This is a genomic window from Rhizobium bangladeshense (assembly GCF_017357245.1).
Taxonomy (GTDB): domain Bacteria; phylum Pseudomonadota; class Alphaproteobacteria; order Rhizobiales; family Rhizobiaceae; genus Rhizobium; species Rhizobium bangladeshense.
The window spans coordinates 577,516-591,884 of the sequence record NZ_CP071613.1; the positions used below are offsets into that span (position 1 = coordinate 577,516).

Annotated in this window: 20 protein-coding genes; 14 read left to right on the plus strand and 6 right to left on the minus strand. The window is 60.6% G+C overall.

The window, feature by feature from the left end; translation table 11 throughout:
• The first annotated feature begins 4 nt into the window (after positions 1 to 4).
• The 8 genes from J2J98_RS23585 to J2J98_RS23620 all read left to right on the plus strand — a co-directional run bounded on the left by J2J98_RS23585 (position 5) and on the right by J2J98_RS23620 (position 6,915).
• Positions 5 to 1,678: a response regulator gene (locus J2J98_RS23585; RefSeq protein ID WP_207603307.1), complete on the plus strand. Its 1,674-nt coding sequence runs from the start codon at positions 5 to 7 to the stop codon at positions 1,676 to 1,678.
• 358 nt (positions 1,679 to 2,036) lie between these two features.
• The gene (treZ, locus tag J2J98_RS23590) at positions 2,037 to 3,812 is read left to right on the plus strand and encodes a malto-oligosyltrehalose trehalohydrolase (RefSeq protein ID WP_246569439.1); all 1,776 of its coding nucleotides are present in this window, start codon (positions 2,037 to 2,039) and stop codon (positions 3,810 to 3,812) included.
• 13 nt (positions 3,813 to 3,825) lie between these two features.
• Positions 3,826 to 5,742 carry a 4-alpha-glucanotransferase gene (gene malQ, locus J2J98_RS23595; RefSeq protein WP_207603309.1) on the plus strand — a complete coding sequence of 639 codons (1,917 nt, stop codon included), beginning with the start codon at positions 3,826 to 3,828 and terminating at the stop codon, positions 5,740 to 5,742.
• Between the two features lie 11 nt (positions 5,743 to 5,753).
• Positions 5,754 to 5,954 (plus strand): hypothetical protein, encoded by a 201-nt coding sequence (locus tag J2J98_RS23600; RefSeq protein ID WP_064709595.1) that lies wholly within the window; start codon positions 5,754 to 5,756, stop codon positions 5,952 to 5,954.
• Positions 5,955 to 6,058: 104 nt separating this feature from the next.
• Positions 6,059 to 6,274, plus strand: coding sequence for a hypothetical protein (locus tag J2J98_RS23605; protein ID WP_138396653.1), 216 nt, complete (start codon positions 6,059 to 6,061; stop codon positions 6,272 to 6,274).
• A 10-nt stretch (positions 6,275 to 6,284) separates the two neighbouring features.
• Positions 6,285 to 6,470 carry a hypothetical protein gene (locus tag J2J98_RS23610; RefSeq protein WP_064709593.1) on the plus strand — a complete coding sequence of 62 codons (186 nt, stop codon included), beginning with the start codon at positions 6,285 to 6,287 and terminating at the stop codon, positions 6,468 to 6,470.
• A gap of 9 nt (positions 6,471 to 6,479) precedes the next feature.
• On the plus strand, positions 6,480 to 6,668 hold the full coding sequence (locus J2J98_RS23615) for a hypothetical protein (RefSeq protein ID WP_064709592.1): 189 nt from the start codon (positions 6,480 to 6,482) through the stop codon (positions 6,666 to 6,668).
• A gap of 85 nt (positions 6,669 to 6,753) precedes the next feature.
• Positions 6,754 to 6,915, plus strand: a complete 162-nt coding sequence (locus tag J2J98_RS23620; RefSeq protein ID WP_167358977.1) for a hypothetical protein — start codon at positions 6,754 to 6,756, stop codon at positions 6,913 to 6,915.
• A gap of 68 nt (positions 6,916 to 6,983) precedes the next feature.
• Here the strand turns inward: J2J98_RS23620 and J2J98_RS23625 are convergent, their stop codons facing one another.
• From J2J98_RS23625 to J2J98_RS23645, 5 genes are all read right to left on the minus strand, one after another.
• Positions 6,984 to 7,217 carry a hypothetical protein gene (locus tag J2J98_RS23625; RefSeq protein ID WP_207603310.1) on the minus strand — a complete coding sequence of 78 codons (234 nt, stop codon included), beginning with the start codon at positions 7,215 to 7,217 and terminating at the stop codon, positions 6,984 to 6,986.
• On the minus strand, positions 7,214 to 7,438 hold the full coding sequence (locus J2J98_RS23630; protein WP_207603311.1) for a hypothetical protein: 225 nt from the start codon (positions 7,436 to 7,438) through the stop codon (positions 7,214 to 7,216). The genes J2J98_RS23625 and J2J98_RS23630 overlap by 4 nt, the downstream gene beginning before the upstream one ends.
• 47 nt (positions 7,439 to 7,485) lie before the next feature.
• The gene (locus tag J2J98_RS23635) at positions 7,486 to 7,848 is read right to left on the minus strand and encodes a hypothetical protein (protein ID WP_207603312.1); all 363 of its coding nucleotides are present in this window, start codon (positions 7,846 to 7,848) and stop codon (positions 7,486 to 7,488) included.
• 137 nt (positions 7,849 to 7,985) lie between these two features.
• On the minus strand, positions 7,986 to 8,174 hold the full coding sequence (locus J2J98_RS23640) for a hypothetical protein (protein ID WP_138396649.1): 189 nt from the start codon (positions 8,172 to 8,174) through the stop codon (positions 7,986 to 7,988).
• A gap of 206 nt (positions 8,175 to 8,380) precedes the next feature.
• Positions 8,381 to 8,641: a DUF982 domain-containing protein gene (locus tag J2J98_RS23645; protein WP_064709588.1), complete on the minus strand. Its 261-nt coding sequence runs from the start codon at positions 8,639 to 8,641 to the stop codon at positions 8,381 to 8,383.
• A gap of 276 nt (positions 8,642 to 8,917) precedes the next feature.
• On the opposite strand from J2J98_RS23645, the gene J2J98_RS23650 reads away from it, so the two are divergent.
• From J2J98_RS23650 to J2J98_RS23665, 4 genes are all read left to right on the plus strand, one after another.
• Positions 8,918 to 9,208 (plus strand): hypothetical protein, encoded by a 291-nt coding sequence (locus tag J2J98_RS23650; RefSeq protein ID WP_064709587.1) that lies wholly within the window; start codon positions 8,918 to 8,920, stop codon positions 9,206 to 9,208.
• Positions 9,209 to 9,223: 15 nt separating this feature from the next.
• Entirely contained in the window at positions 9,224 to 9,640 is a 417-nt protein-coding gene (locus J2J98_RS23655) for a hypothetical protein (protein ID WP_207603530.1), read from the plus strand.
• Between the two features lie 351 nt (positions 9,641 to 9,991).
• A complete protein-coding gene (locus tag J2J98_RS23660; RefSeq protein ID WP_064709586.1) occupies positions 9,992 to 10,222 on the plus strand; it encodes a hypothetical protein in 231 nt (76 codons plus the stop codon).
• Between the two features lie 99 nt (positions 10,223 to 10,321).
• The gene (locus tag J2J98_RS23665) at positions 10,322 to 10,585 is read left to right on the plus strand and encodes a hypothetical protein (RefSeq protein ID WP_064709725.1); all 264 of its coding nucleotides are present in this window, start codon (positions 10,322 to 10,324) and stop codon (positions 10,583 to 10,585) included.
• A 26-nt stretch (positions 10,586 to 10,611) separates the two neighbouring features.
• Here J2J98_RS23665 and J2J98_RS23670 read toward each other — a convergent pair whose 3' ends face one another.
• The gene (locus J2J98_RS23670; protein ID WP_207603313.1) at positions 10,612 to 11,682 is read right to left on the minus strand and encodes a LacI family DNA-binding transcriptional regulator; all 1,071 of its coding nucleotides are present in this window, start codon (positions 11,680 to 11,682) and stop codon (positions 10,612 to 10,614) included.
• A 180-nt stretch (positions 11,683 to 11,862) separates the two neighbouring features.
• Here J2J98_RS23670 and J2J98_RS23675 point away from each other — a divergent pair, with 180 nt between their 5' ends.
• Together J2J98_RS23675 and J2J98_RS30715 are read left to right on the plus strand one after the other, a co-directional pair.
• Complete coding sequence (locus tag J2J98_RS23675) at positions 11,863 to 12,690, plus strand: ABC transporter substrate-binding protein (RefSeq protein ID WP_207603314.1); 828 nt, start codon at positions 11,863 to 11,865, stop codon at positions 12,688 to 12,690.
• A 76-nt stretch (positions 12,691 to 12,766) separates the two neighbouring features.
• Entirely contained in the window at positions 12,767 to 14,305 is a 1,539-nt protein-coding gene (locus tag J2J98_RS30715; RefSeq protein WP_207603315.1) for an amino acid ABC transporter permease/ATP-binding protein, read from the plus strand.
• Positions 14,306 to 14,369 lie beyond the last annotated feature (64 nt).

The following is a 14,369-nucleotide window of genomic DNA, read 5'->3' on the forward strand; positions in this document are numbered from 1 at the left end:
GGCCATGAACCCCGTCAACATCCTCCTCGTCGACGATCAACCCGCCAAACTGCTAAGCTACGAGGTCATTCTCGAAGAGCTCGACGAAAATCTGATCAAGGCGCAATCGGCGCGCGAAGCCTTCGAGCACCTGTTGCGCACCGAAATCGCCGTGATCCTCGTCGACGTCTGCATGCCCGAGCAGGACGGATTCGAGCTGGTTGGCATGATACGCCAGCATCCGCGCTATCAGAACACGCCGATCATCTTCGTCTCCGCCGTGATGCTCGGCGAACCGGACCGGTTGCGCGGCTATGCGGTCGGTGCCGTCGACTACGTCTCAGTCCCTATCGTGCCCGAGGTGCTGAGAGCCAAAGTCAGGGTCTTTGCCGATCTCTACAGGAAGACGCGGGAGCTGGAGCGCCTGAATGCCGAGCTGGAGGCCAGGGTGCATCAGCGCACCGCCGAGCTCGAAGCCTCGGCAGCGCAGTTGCGTCAACTGAACGAAGAGCTCGAGCACCGCATCGACCAAAGAACACGCGAGCGCGAAGAGGCGCTGGCACAGCTCTTCGAGGCACAGAAGCTCGATACGATCGGCCACCTTACAGGCGGCGTGGCGCATGACTTCAACAATCTTCTCATGGCAGTGCTCGGCAGCCTCAGTCTGCTAAAAAAGCGGCTTCCTGCGGATGAGCGCAGCGAACGCCTCGTGACGAACGCTATCCAGGCGGCCGAACGCGGTACGGCGCTTACCCAGCGCCTGCTTGCCTTCGCTCGCAGACAGGAGCTGAAGCCGCAGGCGGTCGACTTCCTCCGGCTGTTCGAAAATGTGGAGGATCTGCTCGCCAAGGCGGTCGGACCGCGCATCGAGATCCGAAAGAACATCCCGGCTGATCTGGAGCCGTTGCTGGTGGACAGCAACCAACTGGAGCTGGCGCTACTGAACCTTTTCGTCAATGCGCGGGATGCGCTCGAAAGTGGCGGTGCGGTGACGGTGGCTGCGGCGGCCGAGGAGGCCCGGCCGGCTGGTCTTGCAGGCGGAAATTACATCAGGATATCGGTCTCGGACGATGGGGAGGGAATGGACGAGGCGACGGTCCTGCGCGCGGCCGAGCCATTCTTCACCACCAAGGGGATCGGCAAGGGCACGGGTCTCGGCCTGTCGATGGTGCATGGCCTCGCCGCGCAATCGGGAGGTTCCATCCAGATCTCGAGTGCAAGAGGGAAGGGCACGACCGTCTCCCTGTGGCTGCCGGTCGCGGAGAGCATTGCCAGGGCGCAGCCAGCGGCCGTGCCTGCGGCCGTAGAACCTTTGAAACCGGTCTCGCGATCGCTCGCCATCCTCGTCGTCGATGACGATGCGCTCGTCAGGACCGGAACTGTGGCAATGTTGGAGGATCTCGGACACCTGCCGCGGGAGGCGGCTTCCGCTTCCCAGGCTCTGGAATTCCTCGCCGGCGGACAGGAGTGTGACCTCGTCATCACCGATCATGCCATGCCGGGCATGACGGGCGCCGAGCTCGCGCGTCATCTTCGAACCGCCTTTCCCGACCTGCCGGTGATCCTCGCCTCCGGCTATGTCGAGCTTACCGAGGATCAGGGGCTCGGCCGGATGCTCAGGATGACGAAGCCATTCACGCAGGAGCAGCTCCAGGCGGCCATGGACGAAGCACTGAGGGAAAAGGTGGCAGCGGCGTGATGATCAAGCCCCGCGGCTGGCGGGAGCTGGCGTGGTTGGAGGTGATCAGTTCCATGTGTCATCGCCCGCTTCCAAGAGATGATCAGGAAATAGGAGCCGTTCCGCTGCGGGGTGATTCCAGCGCCCAGCGTCATACCCATTCGTCGGATGGTTGAAGCAAAACCGTGTTCCAAGCGGAATACGAAAGGTTGCTCTTTGTCGGCGTTAAACTTTCAGCATCAACGAGACCTACGCCGCGGCCGATCCGGATTTGCGCCGCCCGCTGATGAGATCTCGCTGCGCGCCCATTTGCCCGGCCGAAACTTTTTGCCCCGACAAAAGTTACTCAAACCCATCTCACTTCACCGAAGGCTTTCCCTTGACCAAAACGATGTTCGGCCCCGCATTCACCAAAGACGGCGTTCAGTTTCGCCTTTGGGCTCCTCTGCTTGAAAGCGTGTCACTGAAAATCGAGGGCTCTGATCCGCGCCCGATGCAAGCGGCCGAAGATGGCTGGCATCGGTGCACGGCCGCGGGGGCCGGTCCCGGCGCCCACTATCGCTTCATTCTGCCGAACGGTCTCGAAATTCCCGATCCTGCCTCGCGCTTCCAGCCGCGGGATGTGCATGGTCCGAGCGAAGTGGTCGATCTTGCTGCCTATCGCTGGAACACGCGCCAATGGGCCGGCCGGCCCTGGGAGGAGATGGTCATCTACGAACTGCATGTGGGCTGCTTCACACCGCAGGGGACCTTCAAGGCCGCGATCGAGCGTCTCGACCATCTGGGGGAACTGGGCGTCACGGCGCTGCAGATCATGCCGCTCAGCGACTTCCCGGGGCGCTACAACTGGGGTTATGACGGCGTTCTTCCCTACGCGCCCGATAGCAGTTACGGCCGGCCGGAAGATCTCATGGCGCTGGTGGATGCGGCGCACGAGCGTGGCATCTCGATATTCCTCGACGCGGTCTACAATCACTTCGGGCCTGACGGGAACTATATCCCCTCCTACGCCCCGCTCTTTACCGATCATCACAAGACGCCGTGGGGCCACGGTATCAATTATGACGGCGACGGCTCCGAGATGATCCGCGAATTCATCATCGAGAACGCCATCTATTGGATCAGCGAGTTCAGGCTCGACGGGTTTCGCTTCGACGCCGTCCACGCCATCAAGGACGACAGCTCTGAGCATCTTCTTCACGCGCTTGCACGCCGCGTCAGGGCGGCGGCCGGTGACCGGCATGTTCATCTGATCGTGGAAAACGAGGAGAATGACAGTGAGCTCCTGACGCGCGACGCGGGCGGCGAGGCCAGGCTGTTCACGGCTCAATGGAACGATGACGTCCACCATGTGCTGCATGTTGCTGCAACGGGTGAAACCTTCGGCTACTATGCCGACTATGTCGGTGACAGCGGCAAGCTCGGTCGGGCGCTGGCCGAAGGCTTCGTGTTCCAAGGCGAGCACATGCCGTATCGAGGTGGAAGCCGCGGCAGGCCGAGCGGCCACCTGCCGACCACCGCTTTTGTGTCCTTTATCCAGAACCATGACCAGATCGGCAACCGGGCACTGGGGGACCGGATTATGGCTTCGAGCCCGGCCGAGGCCGTCAAGGCCGTCACATCGATCTACTTGCTGGCGCCGCAGATACCGATGCTATTCATGGGCGAGGAATGGGGTGCGAGAGAGCCTTTTCCGTTTTTCTGTGATTTTGACGAGGATTTGAACGAGAAGGTCAGGAAGGGCAGGCGCGAAGAGCTTTCACGCCTGCCGGGCTTCGACGCCGACGAGTTTCTCGACCCGCCAGCACAGTCGACCTTTGCGGCTGCCAAGCTCGACTGGTCCAAACCCTCAGCGGAAATGCTTGAGTTCTATAGGACGCTTCTCAAGCTCCGGCATAAACGGATCGTACCCCTGCTGAAAGGCGCCGGGGGCGGAAACGCGGCCTATCATTCGGCGGGCGCAACGCTCGCGGTGGATTGGAACCTCGCCGGTAACCGGCGCCTTCATCTGGATGCCAATCTCGGCAGCGAGGCGGCGCCGCTTCTCCGGCGGCGCCAAGCGGGCGAAACGATCTTCCACCTCGGCAGCGATGGAGGACAATTGGCGCCCTGGACGGTGATCTGGAGAATCTCGAAAAGTGAGGGCCTGGCATGAAGGCGATCGGACGATGAAATCCGCTGAGCTCGACAAGCTCGCCCGGCGATACGGGATCAGCCCGACCCGGCCCAGTCCGGACGATCGGGAGGTGGCCATTTCCGCCGACACCAAACGCAAGATACTCTCGGCTTTGGAAGTCGAGCTATCGGGAACCACCCAAGGCGAGACTTATCCAACGCGACGGGAGCAGCAGTCGGGGCCGGCGCATAAGGCGATTCCCAAATCATTTCTGCCGGATTTCCTGCTCAAGACGCGGGTCTGGGGTATCAGCCTGCAGCTTTACGAACTCCGTTCGGCGCGCAACTGGGGCATCGGAGATTTCGAGGATCTGTCTGATATGGCCGACCTGGCGGGGAAGCTCGGCGCCGATTTCATCGGCCTCAATCCGCTTCACGCACCATTTCTTGCCGATCCGGATCGCTGCAGCCCCTATGAACCCTCGAGCCGTCAGCATCTCAACCCGCTCTATATCGCGGTCGACCGATTGCCGGGTTTTGCCGGTAGTGCCGAACTCGATCGACAATTGGAGGGACTTCGCCGGAGCGATCTCGTCGACTATACCGGGGTTGCCAAGGCCAAGATTGGAACTATGCGCGATCTCTGGCGCACTTGGCCACAGGCAGGCGCCGATGAAACCTATGATCCCGTTGATTTCGAAGCCTTCATCGCACGTGGAGGCGATAGCTTGCGGCGACATGCGCTCTTCGAATGTCTCTCGTTCTCCATGGTGGAGCGCGGGGCAGGTGCCGGCTGGCAGGCGTGGCCGGTAGGTTTCCGGCGCTTCGACAGCGCCGCCGTCGCCGAATTCGAGCATGGGCATGCTGACGAGGTCCGCTTCCATATGTGGCTGCAGTGGCTTGCTCACCGGCAGCTGCTGCAGGCAGCGGACCGGGCGCGCGCAGCCGGCCTGCGGATCGGGCTTTATCTCGATCTTGCCGTCGGCGAGGCGGTAGACGGATCGGCGACATGGAGCGAGCCGGATGTCTATATCTCGAAGGCGACCATCGGCAGCCCTCCCGATCCGTTCGCGGTAGAGGGGCAGGACTGGCATCTTGCCGGATTTCTGCCGTCCACCATCGCGGCAGGAGACAGCTCGCCTTACCGGCGCATGGTCAGCGCGGCGATGCAATATGCCGGGGCTGTCCGTATCGATCACGCTCCGGCGCTCCGGCGCCTCTTCCTGGTGCCGCTCGGCAGCAGGCCGGATGGGGGCGCTTATGTCCGCTATCCCCAGCACCGGCTTCTGCAGATCCTTGCCGAGACTTCCGCCGAGCATCGATGCCTCGTCATCGGCGAAGCGCTGGGAATGATCCCACTGGATTTGCCTGACGAGCTGGCGGCGGCGCGAATCCTTTCGTACCGCATTCTCTCCTATGAACAGGACGGAAAAGGCTTCAAGCCGCCGGATGCCTATCCCGTTTTCGGCCTAACCTGCATTTCGACGCACGACCATCAGACGCTTGCAGGCTGGTGGCGCAGCGCCGACATTCAGGATCGCCGCAACCACGGCATCGTGCCGCCCGATCTCACGGCAAAACATCTCCGGCACCGCCGGCGCGAGCGTCGAAATCTGACGACGGCGCTCCGCGCTGCCGGGATCGACGTGCCGTCCCGCCTCAGCGCAAGGGCAAGCGGGGAAACTCTGAAAGAATTGACCGTCAGCGCCTATCGCTTCATCGCCCGAACCCCGTCGCTTCTCGTCGCGGTTCGGCTTGCGGACCTGACCGACGAGAAAAAGCCCACCAATATACCGGGCACGAGCGATAGTTATCCGAACTGGAAGCCGAAGCTGTCCGTTTCGCTTGAGGGCCTCGCGTCGGTCCCCCTGCTGAATCGTATTGCGGCGACCATGCGGGAAGAAAGGCCACGTATCAGCGCGGTGAGGGAACGATCAGCGGGCAGGCGGATTTCGAATAGACAAGGATAAGGATCGCCGAGATGAAAGCCACAAAACAACTTGTCGAAGTCGCCGTAGAGACCGAGGAGGGGCGGGTGCCGCTGGGCATCATGAACGCCAAGCAGGCATTGTCGCTTCCTGACGATCTGGATGTGAAGGTATCACATCCTGATCATGAGCCGGGCAGCACCGACAATTTCATTCCTAAGGACCAACTGCATCGGCACCTGGACAAGTCCTAGGATGGCTTGGCTTACCAGCTCTACGCCGCCAGGGGATTTGAGTTCAAGACCGGAACCTCCGCGGGCCTGGAGTGTTTGACTCGATAAAACCGAAGGAGAAAATCATGGCACATGCCGACCGGAAACATATTGGCGCCGGCTCGAAGGGAAAGGGCGACGGCAGCGGCGCGATGACCAATCTCGACGAAGAACAGCTTCCCGAAAATATGGTCCTTTCGAACCGCGACAAGACACAGCATTCCAAGGAGCGCGGCCTCGACGGCAAAACGGTCCAGACCGAACAATATTCCGATCACAGCTCCAATCGAAATCCTGAGTGAGGACAAGGCGATGAGCAGCAGGTTACCGCCCATTCCCGCTGATAACGTCAGCAACAAGGGAGCCGCTGGCAAGCCGACGCGGACCAGCCCAGAGGATGCCGCTATGGCAGGCGGCAGCGAAAATCCAGAAAAGAAGGGTCAACAAGGAAACACCAAAGTCAACACCACCCATCAGGGATACCAGCAAGACAGGTAGGAGGCATCGATGTCTACCTCGAAGAAAAGCCCCTCGACTATACGCCAGGGCGGCCCCGGCGCATCCCACGAAAACGCCAAGGCGCCGCTCGAAATACCAAAGCCGGCAGCCGAGCCGGATAGACGCATGCGGAGCAAGGTTTCCGGCGGCGGCGGCGAGCATGATCGCCACCACACCCACGACGCGAGAGAGAAGTGAGGGACAGACCTGGCGGCGGAACCCGATCAGCCAAAAGGCGCGAGGTCCCGTCGCTTCACATGATCAACACGATGGAAAACAGACTATGACGACCGCATTCATCCTTGTAGCATTGGCTCTCTTCGTCATCTATGCCGGCCCGACATTGCTTTATATCTGCGTCGGTTATGCTGACTACATGATCGAGCGGCGCCGACATTTGCTGGCTGTCAAACACGCCGTAAGGCGTCGCAGCGACGAGCTTTAGCTGCGGGTCAGCGGCGAGCCAGGATCACATTCACACTTGGGATACCGATATCTTCGGTCGCCACAGCGTCACTCGTTCTCGTTGGCACGCTGAGTGATCGCGAAGTCCTGAAGGATGCCAGCCTTTTCAGGTTCGTTGCCGGCATGGGCAATAACAGCATAGAAGGCCGCACGAACGATCTCTTTCTTGGTGGCCTGCGGATTCGATTTCATTACGGCCTTGATCAACTGATTCGGTGTGATATCAGCCCGCGTTTCCTTTAAGATGGTCTCGCCAAGCTCCTTCAGATCCTGTTCTTTCATCTGATTTCCCCCGAACCGTCGTCTCCGATTTCCTCGACATCATGGTGAGGTAGAATGCGCTGCTTTACTTCCTCGGCCGCGACCGCAATACCTCTGGCCGTCCCCGCCAGGGCAACCTCCGCGGCGATAAGAGGGTGCTTGCGCACAAGCTTGCTCAGCGCCCTGGCGGTCGCTGCCGCCTTGGCCTGAGACAGTACGCCTTTATCTGCGCGTTTGCGCAAGAGAGATTCCAGCTTTCGCTTTGAACGCTTTCGGGGCGACGTCGCATCTAATGCACGGCGACGCCCTTCCGAGGGTTTTCTTCGACCTGTTTGCGGATCTTCTTCGGAAGCGCCGAACTGGCAGCCTCACGCACGACATCGACGGCCGCATCGGTTGCGCTATGAAAGGCTTCGCCGACGAGTCCAAGGGTCCTGGCCCCTTTGCGGGTTCCCGTTTTTGCAGCGTCGGCGATGTCTTCGCGGTCCTCTACGAGCACGGCCGCAGCAGCGCCGGCGCCGGCAATCAGAGCTTTCCCCAGGATATCCCGGCCGGTGGGGCTCGCCAACAACGTTTTCAATATCGAATTCTTTCGGATGCCCTTCGGCACCTTGTAGCCCGCAATCTTCTTCGGGATCCTTGTTTTGGCCATAGTACAGCTCCTTTCGAGCGTGGGAAACGCAGTAAAGCGGAGCCTGTTCCCAGATTGGGTTTCACAGTTCGCCATAGCAGGATCGCATGCTGTCTGCGGGAATTCTGGTCTTGGCGAAACAAAAGGACGAACAGACGTTAGTGGATCGACTGGGAGGATGGAGCGTTGATCTTGAGCAGATCCGGGGCGGGAAACATCTCGATTAATCCTGCGGCGAGGTCATCGACATCTGTCTTGCCGTTATTGAAGAGCTGGATGGCGGCGCTGCAGAGGATCTGACTGTCGTGTTCGCTGACCGCGACACCGAAATGGTGATACCAGCTCATGACAGCCTTCGACAGGCATCTAAAATCCTGCGGTAATATCGGTCTGTAGAATATCGCCATGAACGCCCCGCCACGATTGGTGCTTAATTTCATCGCTCTTCACATAAACAAGATAAGGGGTGCGCTGTTTGATACCAAGCCGCTTGTTTCCTTGGTGCGTTAGCGCACGGACCGGCTGTTTGAGCGGCGTGCTAGCCTCTCCTACCTCAGGCCAGGACACCGGCGGCAATAGCAGCCTGGATGAAGCGTTGGCGTGCCAGTTCCGCACTTCCGCGTCGGCGAAGCGCATCGACGCAGCGCCGCTTCGCTTCGAAATAACCGCCACCCCGAACCTTGGACCAGCGATGGTTCAGGGCGTCAAGCGCCGCGTCCGGGCCCTCAATGCGCTGCTGCTCACTCTCTCCGATACGGATGAAAACCGGGTATTGCCACACCAGCTGGAAATCGACCTCGATAATATCAGCCATGATATGATCCAGGGTGGTTGTTTGGACGGCGGGCGCTGCCTCTGTCTCTGAAAGTCCGGTATTGGGCCGCGCGGTCAAACGTATGGCAGGTCCATGGGAGGAGCCGCGGTCGGTTCGGTGCTTCGTGGTTCATATAGCATCTCCTTTGCCGGCCGAACTACGCCATGGCGCGGTTGTTCCTGTTCTCCTGCTTGGCGGCACCGGGCTCTGGAACAATGTCCGACGCGCTTTGTTACTTGTCCAACAGGGCAGAAGCCGAAGCAGCCGGAGGATTCGATGAGGCGGAGCATGGGATTGCGGCTGGTTCTGGCCTTCGCGCTGACAGGCTGCACAACCAGCGCAGGAAGTTACTCATCGGCAGGACTGGCGCCCATTCCGGGCAGTATCACCTACCAGGGACAACCGCGCACAAAGTTGGCGAGATCGCCGGTGGGTTCGTCCTTCCCGCACACATTTACGGATCAATGGGGGCGGCAAGTCGAGGAAATCTACATCATCCGGCCCGACCGTAGTTTGTTGATCGCCGATCGCCACTACCGACCGGCTTTTTCGCTCGACGACGACTAGGAAGGAGACATGATCATGCCGCGCCGCAAGAGCACCGAGACAATGACGCTGGACACGGAGGGAGCCAAGATCGGCGAGCCGGTTCCGAAAGCCATCATCGATGTCAACACCGCCTCTGTCGGGGTCCCCCGCCAGGCCGAGCACGATCTGCGCACAGAATTGAGCGCTTTGCGGAAGCAGATTGATACGCTTCAGCAGCAGGTCATGAATGCCGGGCAATCGGCTAAGGGCGGCGCCGGAAAGGCGATCCGCCAGACCGGGGCTCTGGTGAAACATCATCCGCTCTCAACGTTTGTTTTTATGGCTGTTGCCGCAGGTTTGTTCGTGGTTGCCTCACATCAGCTCTCCCCGTCGCGCCGTCGCCGACCATCGGCCATGCGAGATCTCGGGGATTTCTACGAAAGGCTGCGCGCGGGCCTGACAAGATTTTAGGATTGCAGGATCCCGATTCTGCCCGACGCTTTATCAAGCAAGAAGGGCATGCTCGACATCCTTATGCGAAGCGCTCTCGATATTGTGCTTGTACGCTGGCCGCAGGCCGCTCGGGTCCACGCATTACAGACGGCATTGCACTGACCACGTGACTTTTGCAGGCTTTGGCTATTTCCTAAGTGGCTGCGCGCCAGGCGATTTCCTCACACATGAGTCCGTGTCACGCCGATGTCACGCGACCATGGAAGCAATATATGCTTGATTGGACCGTCAGCGCTTTTGATTTCCAGGCCGGGTGCGCTGGAACAGGGGAAACGAGGGACAGGGCGCTGTTATCGTTAGGGCATTGCGATGACTTTGAAAACATCCGGGCAACCATCTCGGCCCGACGAGTTCGTATTTCCGGTTCACACCCGGACGATCGCTGAGATACGCTATGATATTCTCAACCAGGTCATGACGGTCGTCTATCATGACGGGCGCTCGCGCACGACGACCGGCATACAAGGTTCGGCGATGCTCAGGATCCTCGCCCAGCGTCCGTTGGAGCGTTCCCCGTTTCTGTTGCAGACGGTCATCTGATCAAAAGATCGACGCTTCCGCCGCTAAATCGTCTTGGTGGTGCATCCATTTCGGAAGAGCTGCGTTCATCCTGATAGCCAGACCATGGAGGGAACGCCGATGACCTTTCCACCGCCAAAAACCGAAGCTCCCGCTCAGCGTTTCGAAGAAGCGAGCGCTGCTGCGCGCGACGCTTTAGAGAGGCTGATTGCAGCCGCCAATGAAGCCGGATGGGGAACGGAGGAAATCTCCGTCGCCTTCCTGGAGGCGGCGCGGTTCTTGACCGAAGCCAACAGAAAAGATCCCGATCCTGCCGACGACCCAGCCATTAGCGACGTGCCAGGCAAGCGGGAGCAGATTGGCCACGGCGAGCTTTTCGATTAGACGTCGCCTCCCGCCGACAGCCGAGCTTACCGGCCGACCGTCGCGACCGAGCTGCGGATGACGAGGCGCGTGCTGACCCGCAGCCGTTCCACGGCAAGGGGGATTTGTCCGATGCGGGCGATGAGCCGCTCGCCGGCGAGCTTGCCCATCTCGTAGACGCGCTGGTCGACGACGGTAATCGGCGGAACGGTAACGCTTGTCCAATCGGCATCCAGGAAGGAAATCATCGAAACATCATCGGGGATGAAGTGGCCGAGTGATCGCAGCGACTTGAAGACCCGCAGCCCCACCAAGCTGTCCGATGCAAGGATCGCCGTTGGCGGCGATAGATCCGAGAGCAGATGTTTGATCACGGCGTCCGTCTGCGGTTGATCCGTCGCACCGAGCCGCACATAGTGAAGCGGGTTGGGCAAGCCTGCCTCCGTCAGAACGCTCACGAAGCCCTCCACGCGTTCACGCACGGCAGAATTCGATATCCGTGCGATATCGGTGGTTCCGCCGTCCTCGGCGTCCATGGCCGACACGTAAGCGAGACGGCGATGTCCTGCCTCGAGCATAAACCGGGCGGCGGCGATTGCCGCCTCGCGATCGTCGCCGGTCACTGCGTCAACGTCGAGCTCCGGGATGCTCCGGTCGAAGAGGACCAGCGGCATGCCGGCGCGACGGACATCCCGGAGATGGTCGAGGCTGTCGCAGCGGGCGGGTGTCACGATCAGGCCATCGACACGCTTGCCGATCAGGAGATCGACGGCCGACTTCTCCGCTTCGAGCTTCTCGCCCGAGTTGGAAATGATCACGTTGAAGCCGGCGAGCCGAGCCGCATCGCTGATGCCGCGCACCGCTAAGCTGAAGAAGGCGTTTTCGATGTCGCCGACCACGACCCCGATGATGCCGGACCGACCGGTGCTCATGCTGCGCGCAAGCTCGTTCGGCCGGTATTCGAGCGCGGCCGCCGCCGCCATCACTTGATCCCTGATCTTGCCGCTGACGACGCCGTAGCCGCCAAGTACGCGGGCGGCCGTCGCTTTCGACACCTTTGCCGCCTTCGCGACGTCGGCGACCGTGACTGAACGTTTCGGAGCAACGGAATCTTCCATGCGGCAGCACTACAAGAGTTGTTGACGGCCGGTCAATTGACAGTTATCAAATCTGCTGTGAGACCGGTCTCTTTTTATCGGAGACCGGTATCTTTGCAAACCGTTTTGCCGCAGAAGGGCGGCAAGCGGGTGATCAGATAATGCCGACAAGAGCATTCCTTTCCGGAGCGGAGAACGAACATGAAGCTTTTTGGATCATTTCCGGCACTCATTGCGCCGCTGCAAGCCGGCCTTGTGGCCTGCTTTCTGGCGACGGGAGTCGGTTTGGCAACAGCGGCCGACAATCCCTACAATCTGATCGAGCCCGACGTCATCAGCGTCGGCACCATGGGCGATGCAAAGCCCTATACATTTGCGACAGCGGATGGCCAGTTCACCGGTTTCGACGTCGAACTGTTTCTCAACGTCGTGTCCCGGCTCGGCTTTGCGAAAGACAAGGTGACGTTCACCGGCCAGGAATTTTCGGCGCTCCTGCCATCGGTTGCAAACGAGCGGTTCGACGTTGCCGTCGCCGCGATCGGAACCACCGAAGCCCGCAAGAAAACCGTCGACTTCTCCGACGGCTATCTCGCTGGTTATCTCTCGGTGCTGACGTCGGACGCTGCAATCAAGGACGCGGCCGGGCTGAAGGACAAGCGGCTTGGCGTGGTCCAAGGAACCTTACAGGAAGTCTATGCCGCCAAGAATTTCGGTGAGACGGATCTGGTGAAATTTCCTGACAACAATTCCGCCGTCGCCGCGCTCAACAACGGCACGATCGATGCGCATTTTCTCGACTATGAGGCGGCCAAGCAATACGGCGAGCGTTATCCCGCTCTGAAGGTGGCCGTCAACATTCCATCCTTCGATGCGCCGGCCGGCTTCGTAATCAGGAAAGGAAACGTTGCTTTCCGCACGGCGCTGAACGGCGCCCTCCATGATGCGATGCAGGACGGCACCTGGAAGACGCTGTACGAAAAGTGGTTCCCCGGCTCGCCGATGCCGGACCAGTATCTTCCCAAGAAGTGAGCCCGCCGGCCGTCCGCTCACGGCGGACGGCTACCTCGGCTGCTGTATGCCCGGCTAGGGCCTAACGGGGATCACGATGAACTGGATCGACAATTTGCGCCGCAGCTTCCTCGATTGGGAGGCGATGGCGGACGTGCTGCCGAGCATGATCAGCGTCGGCTTGAAAAATACTTTGATCCTGGCCGCCGCCTCGACCGTGCTCGGCGTCGTGATCGGCATGGTTCTCGCCGTCATGGGCATCTCTCAGGCTCGCTGGCTAAGGCTGCCGGCGCGCATCTATACCGACATTTTTCGCGGGTTGCCGGCGATCGTCACGATCCTGATCATCGGCCAGGGCTTTGCCCGGATCGGACGGGAGATCTTCGGCCCGTCGCCATTCCCGCTCGGCATATTGGCGCTCAGCCTGATTGCCGGCGCCTATATCGGTGAAATCTTCCGCTCGGGCATCCAAAGCGTCGAGCGCGGCCAGATGGAGGCCTGCCGGGCGCTCAGCATGAGCTACGGGCAAGGCATGCGCCTGATCGTCATCCCGCAGGGTGTCAGACGGGTGCTGCCGGCGCTGGTCAACCAGTTCATCGGTAACGTCAAGGATTCCAGCCTCGTTTATTTCCTTGGCTTGCTCGCCTCCGAGCGGGAGATTTTTCGCGTCGGGCAGGACCAGGCGGTCGTGACCGGAAATCTGTCGCCGCTGCTGTTGGCGGGTATTTTCTACCTCGTGATCACCGTGCCCCTGACCCACTTCGTCAATTATATCGACGCTAGGCTGCGGTTGGGAAAACAGGGCCGCGGTTCCGGTCCTGCGAGCGGATTAGCCGAAGTGGGCGAACTTGCAGCCGCCACCAGTCCCCATTCCACCGCCGGCGCCGCCAGCGGCGATAGCCGGCATTTCAAGGGCGGAGCCTTGCAAATCCGGGATGTGCGAATGGCCTATGGCGAACTCGATGTTCTCAAGGGCGTCGATCTCGATATCGCTGCCGGGACCGTCACGTGCATCATCGGCCCGTCCGGCTCGGGAAAGTCAACGCTGCTGCGTTGCATGAACAGGCTCGTAGAACCGAAGGGCGGCGACATACGGCTCGATGGCGAGAGCATCCTGGTCATGAAGCCTGAAAAGCTTCGTCGTCGGGTCGGCATGGTGTTCCAGCACTTCAACCTTTTTCCCGATCACACCGCCCTCGAAAACGTCATGCTTGCGCTGACGAAGATCAAGAAGATGCCGAGGCAGAAGGCGCGGCGCGTCGCCGAGGCACGTCTGACCGATGTCGGTCTGGCAGCGCGCGGGGATCACCGGCCGGCCAGCCTTTCCGGCGGGCAGCAGCAGCGCGTCGCGATCGCGCGGGCGCTGGCCATGGATCCGGAGGTCATCCTGTTCGACGAAGTGACGAGCGCGCTTGACCCCGAACTGGTGAAGGGCGTGCTCGACCTGATGGCGACCCTCGGCCGGCAGGGCATGACGATGGCGGTCGTGACGCACGAGATGGGCTTTGCCCGCCGGGTGGCCGACCAGGTGGTCTTCATGGATGAGGGCCGTATCGTCGAGGCCGGCTCGCCGCAGCAGATTTTCGACAATCCGCAAAGCGAACGGCTGAAGCGCTTCCTTGCGGAAGTTCTCTGAGGCGCCAGCCGTAACGTGTGCAAATTCGCTTCGATCAAGCAAGAGCAGGAACAGGGTACCCGAC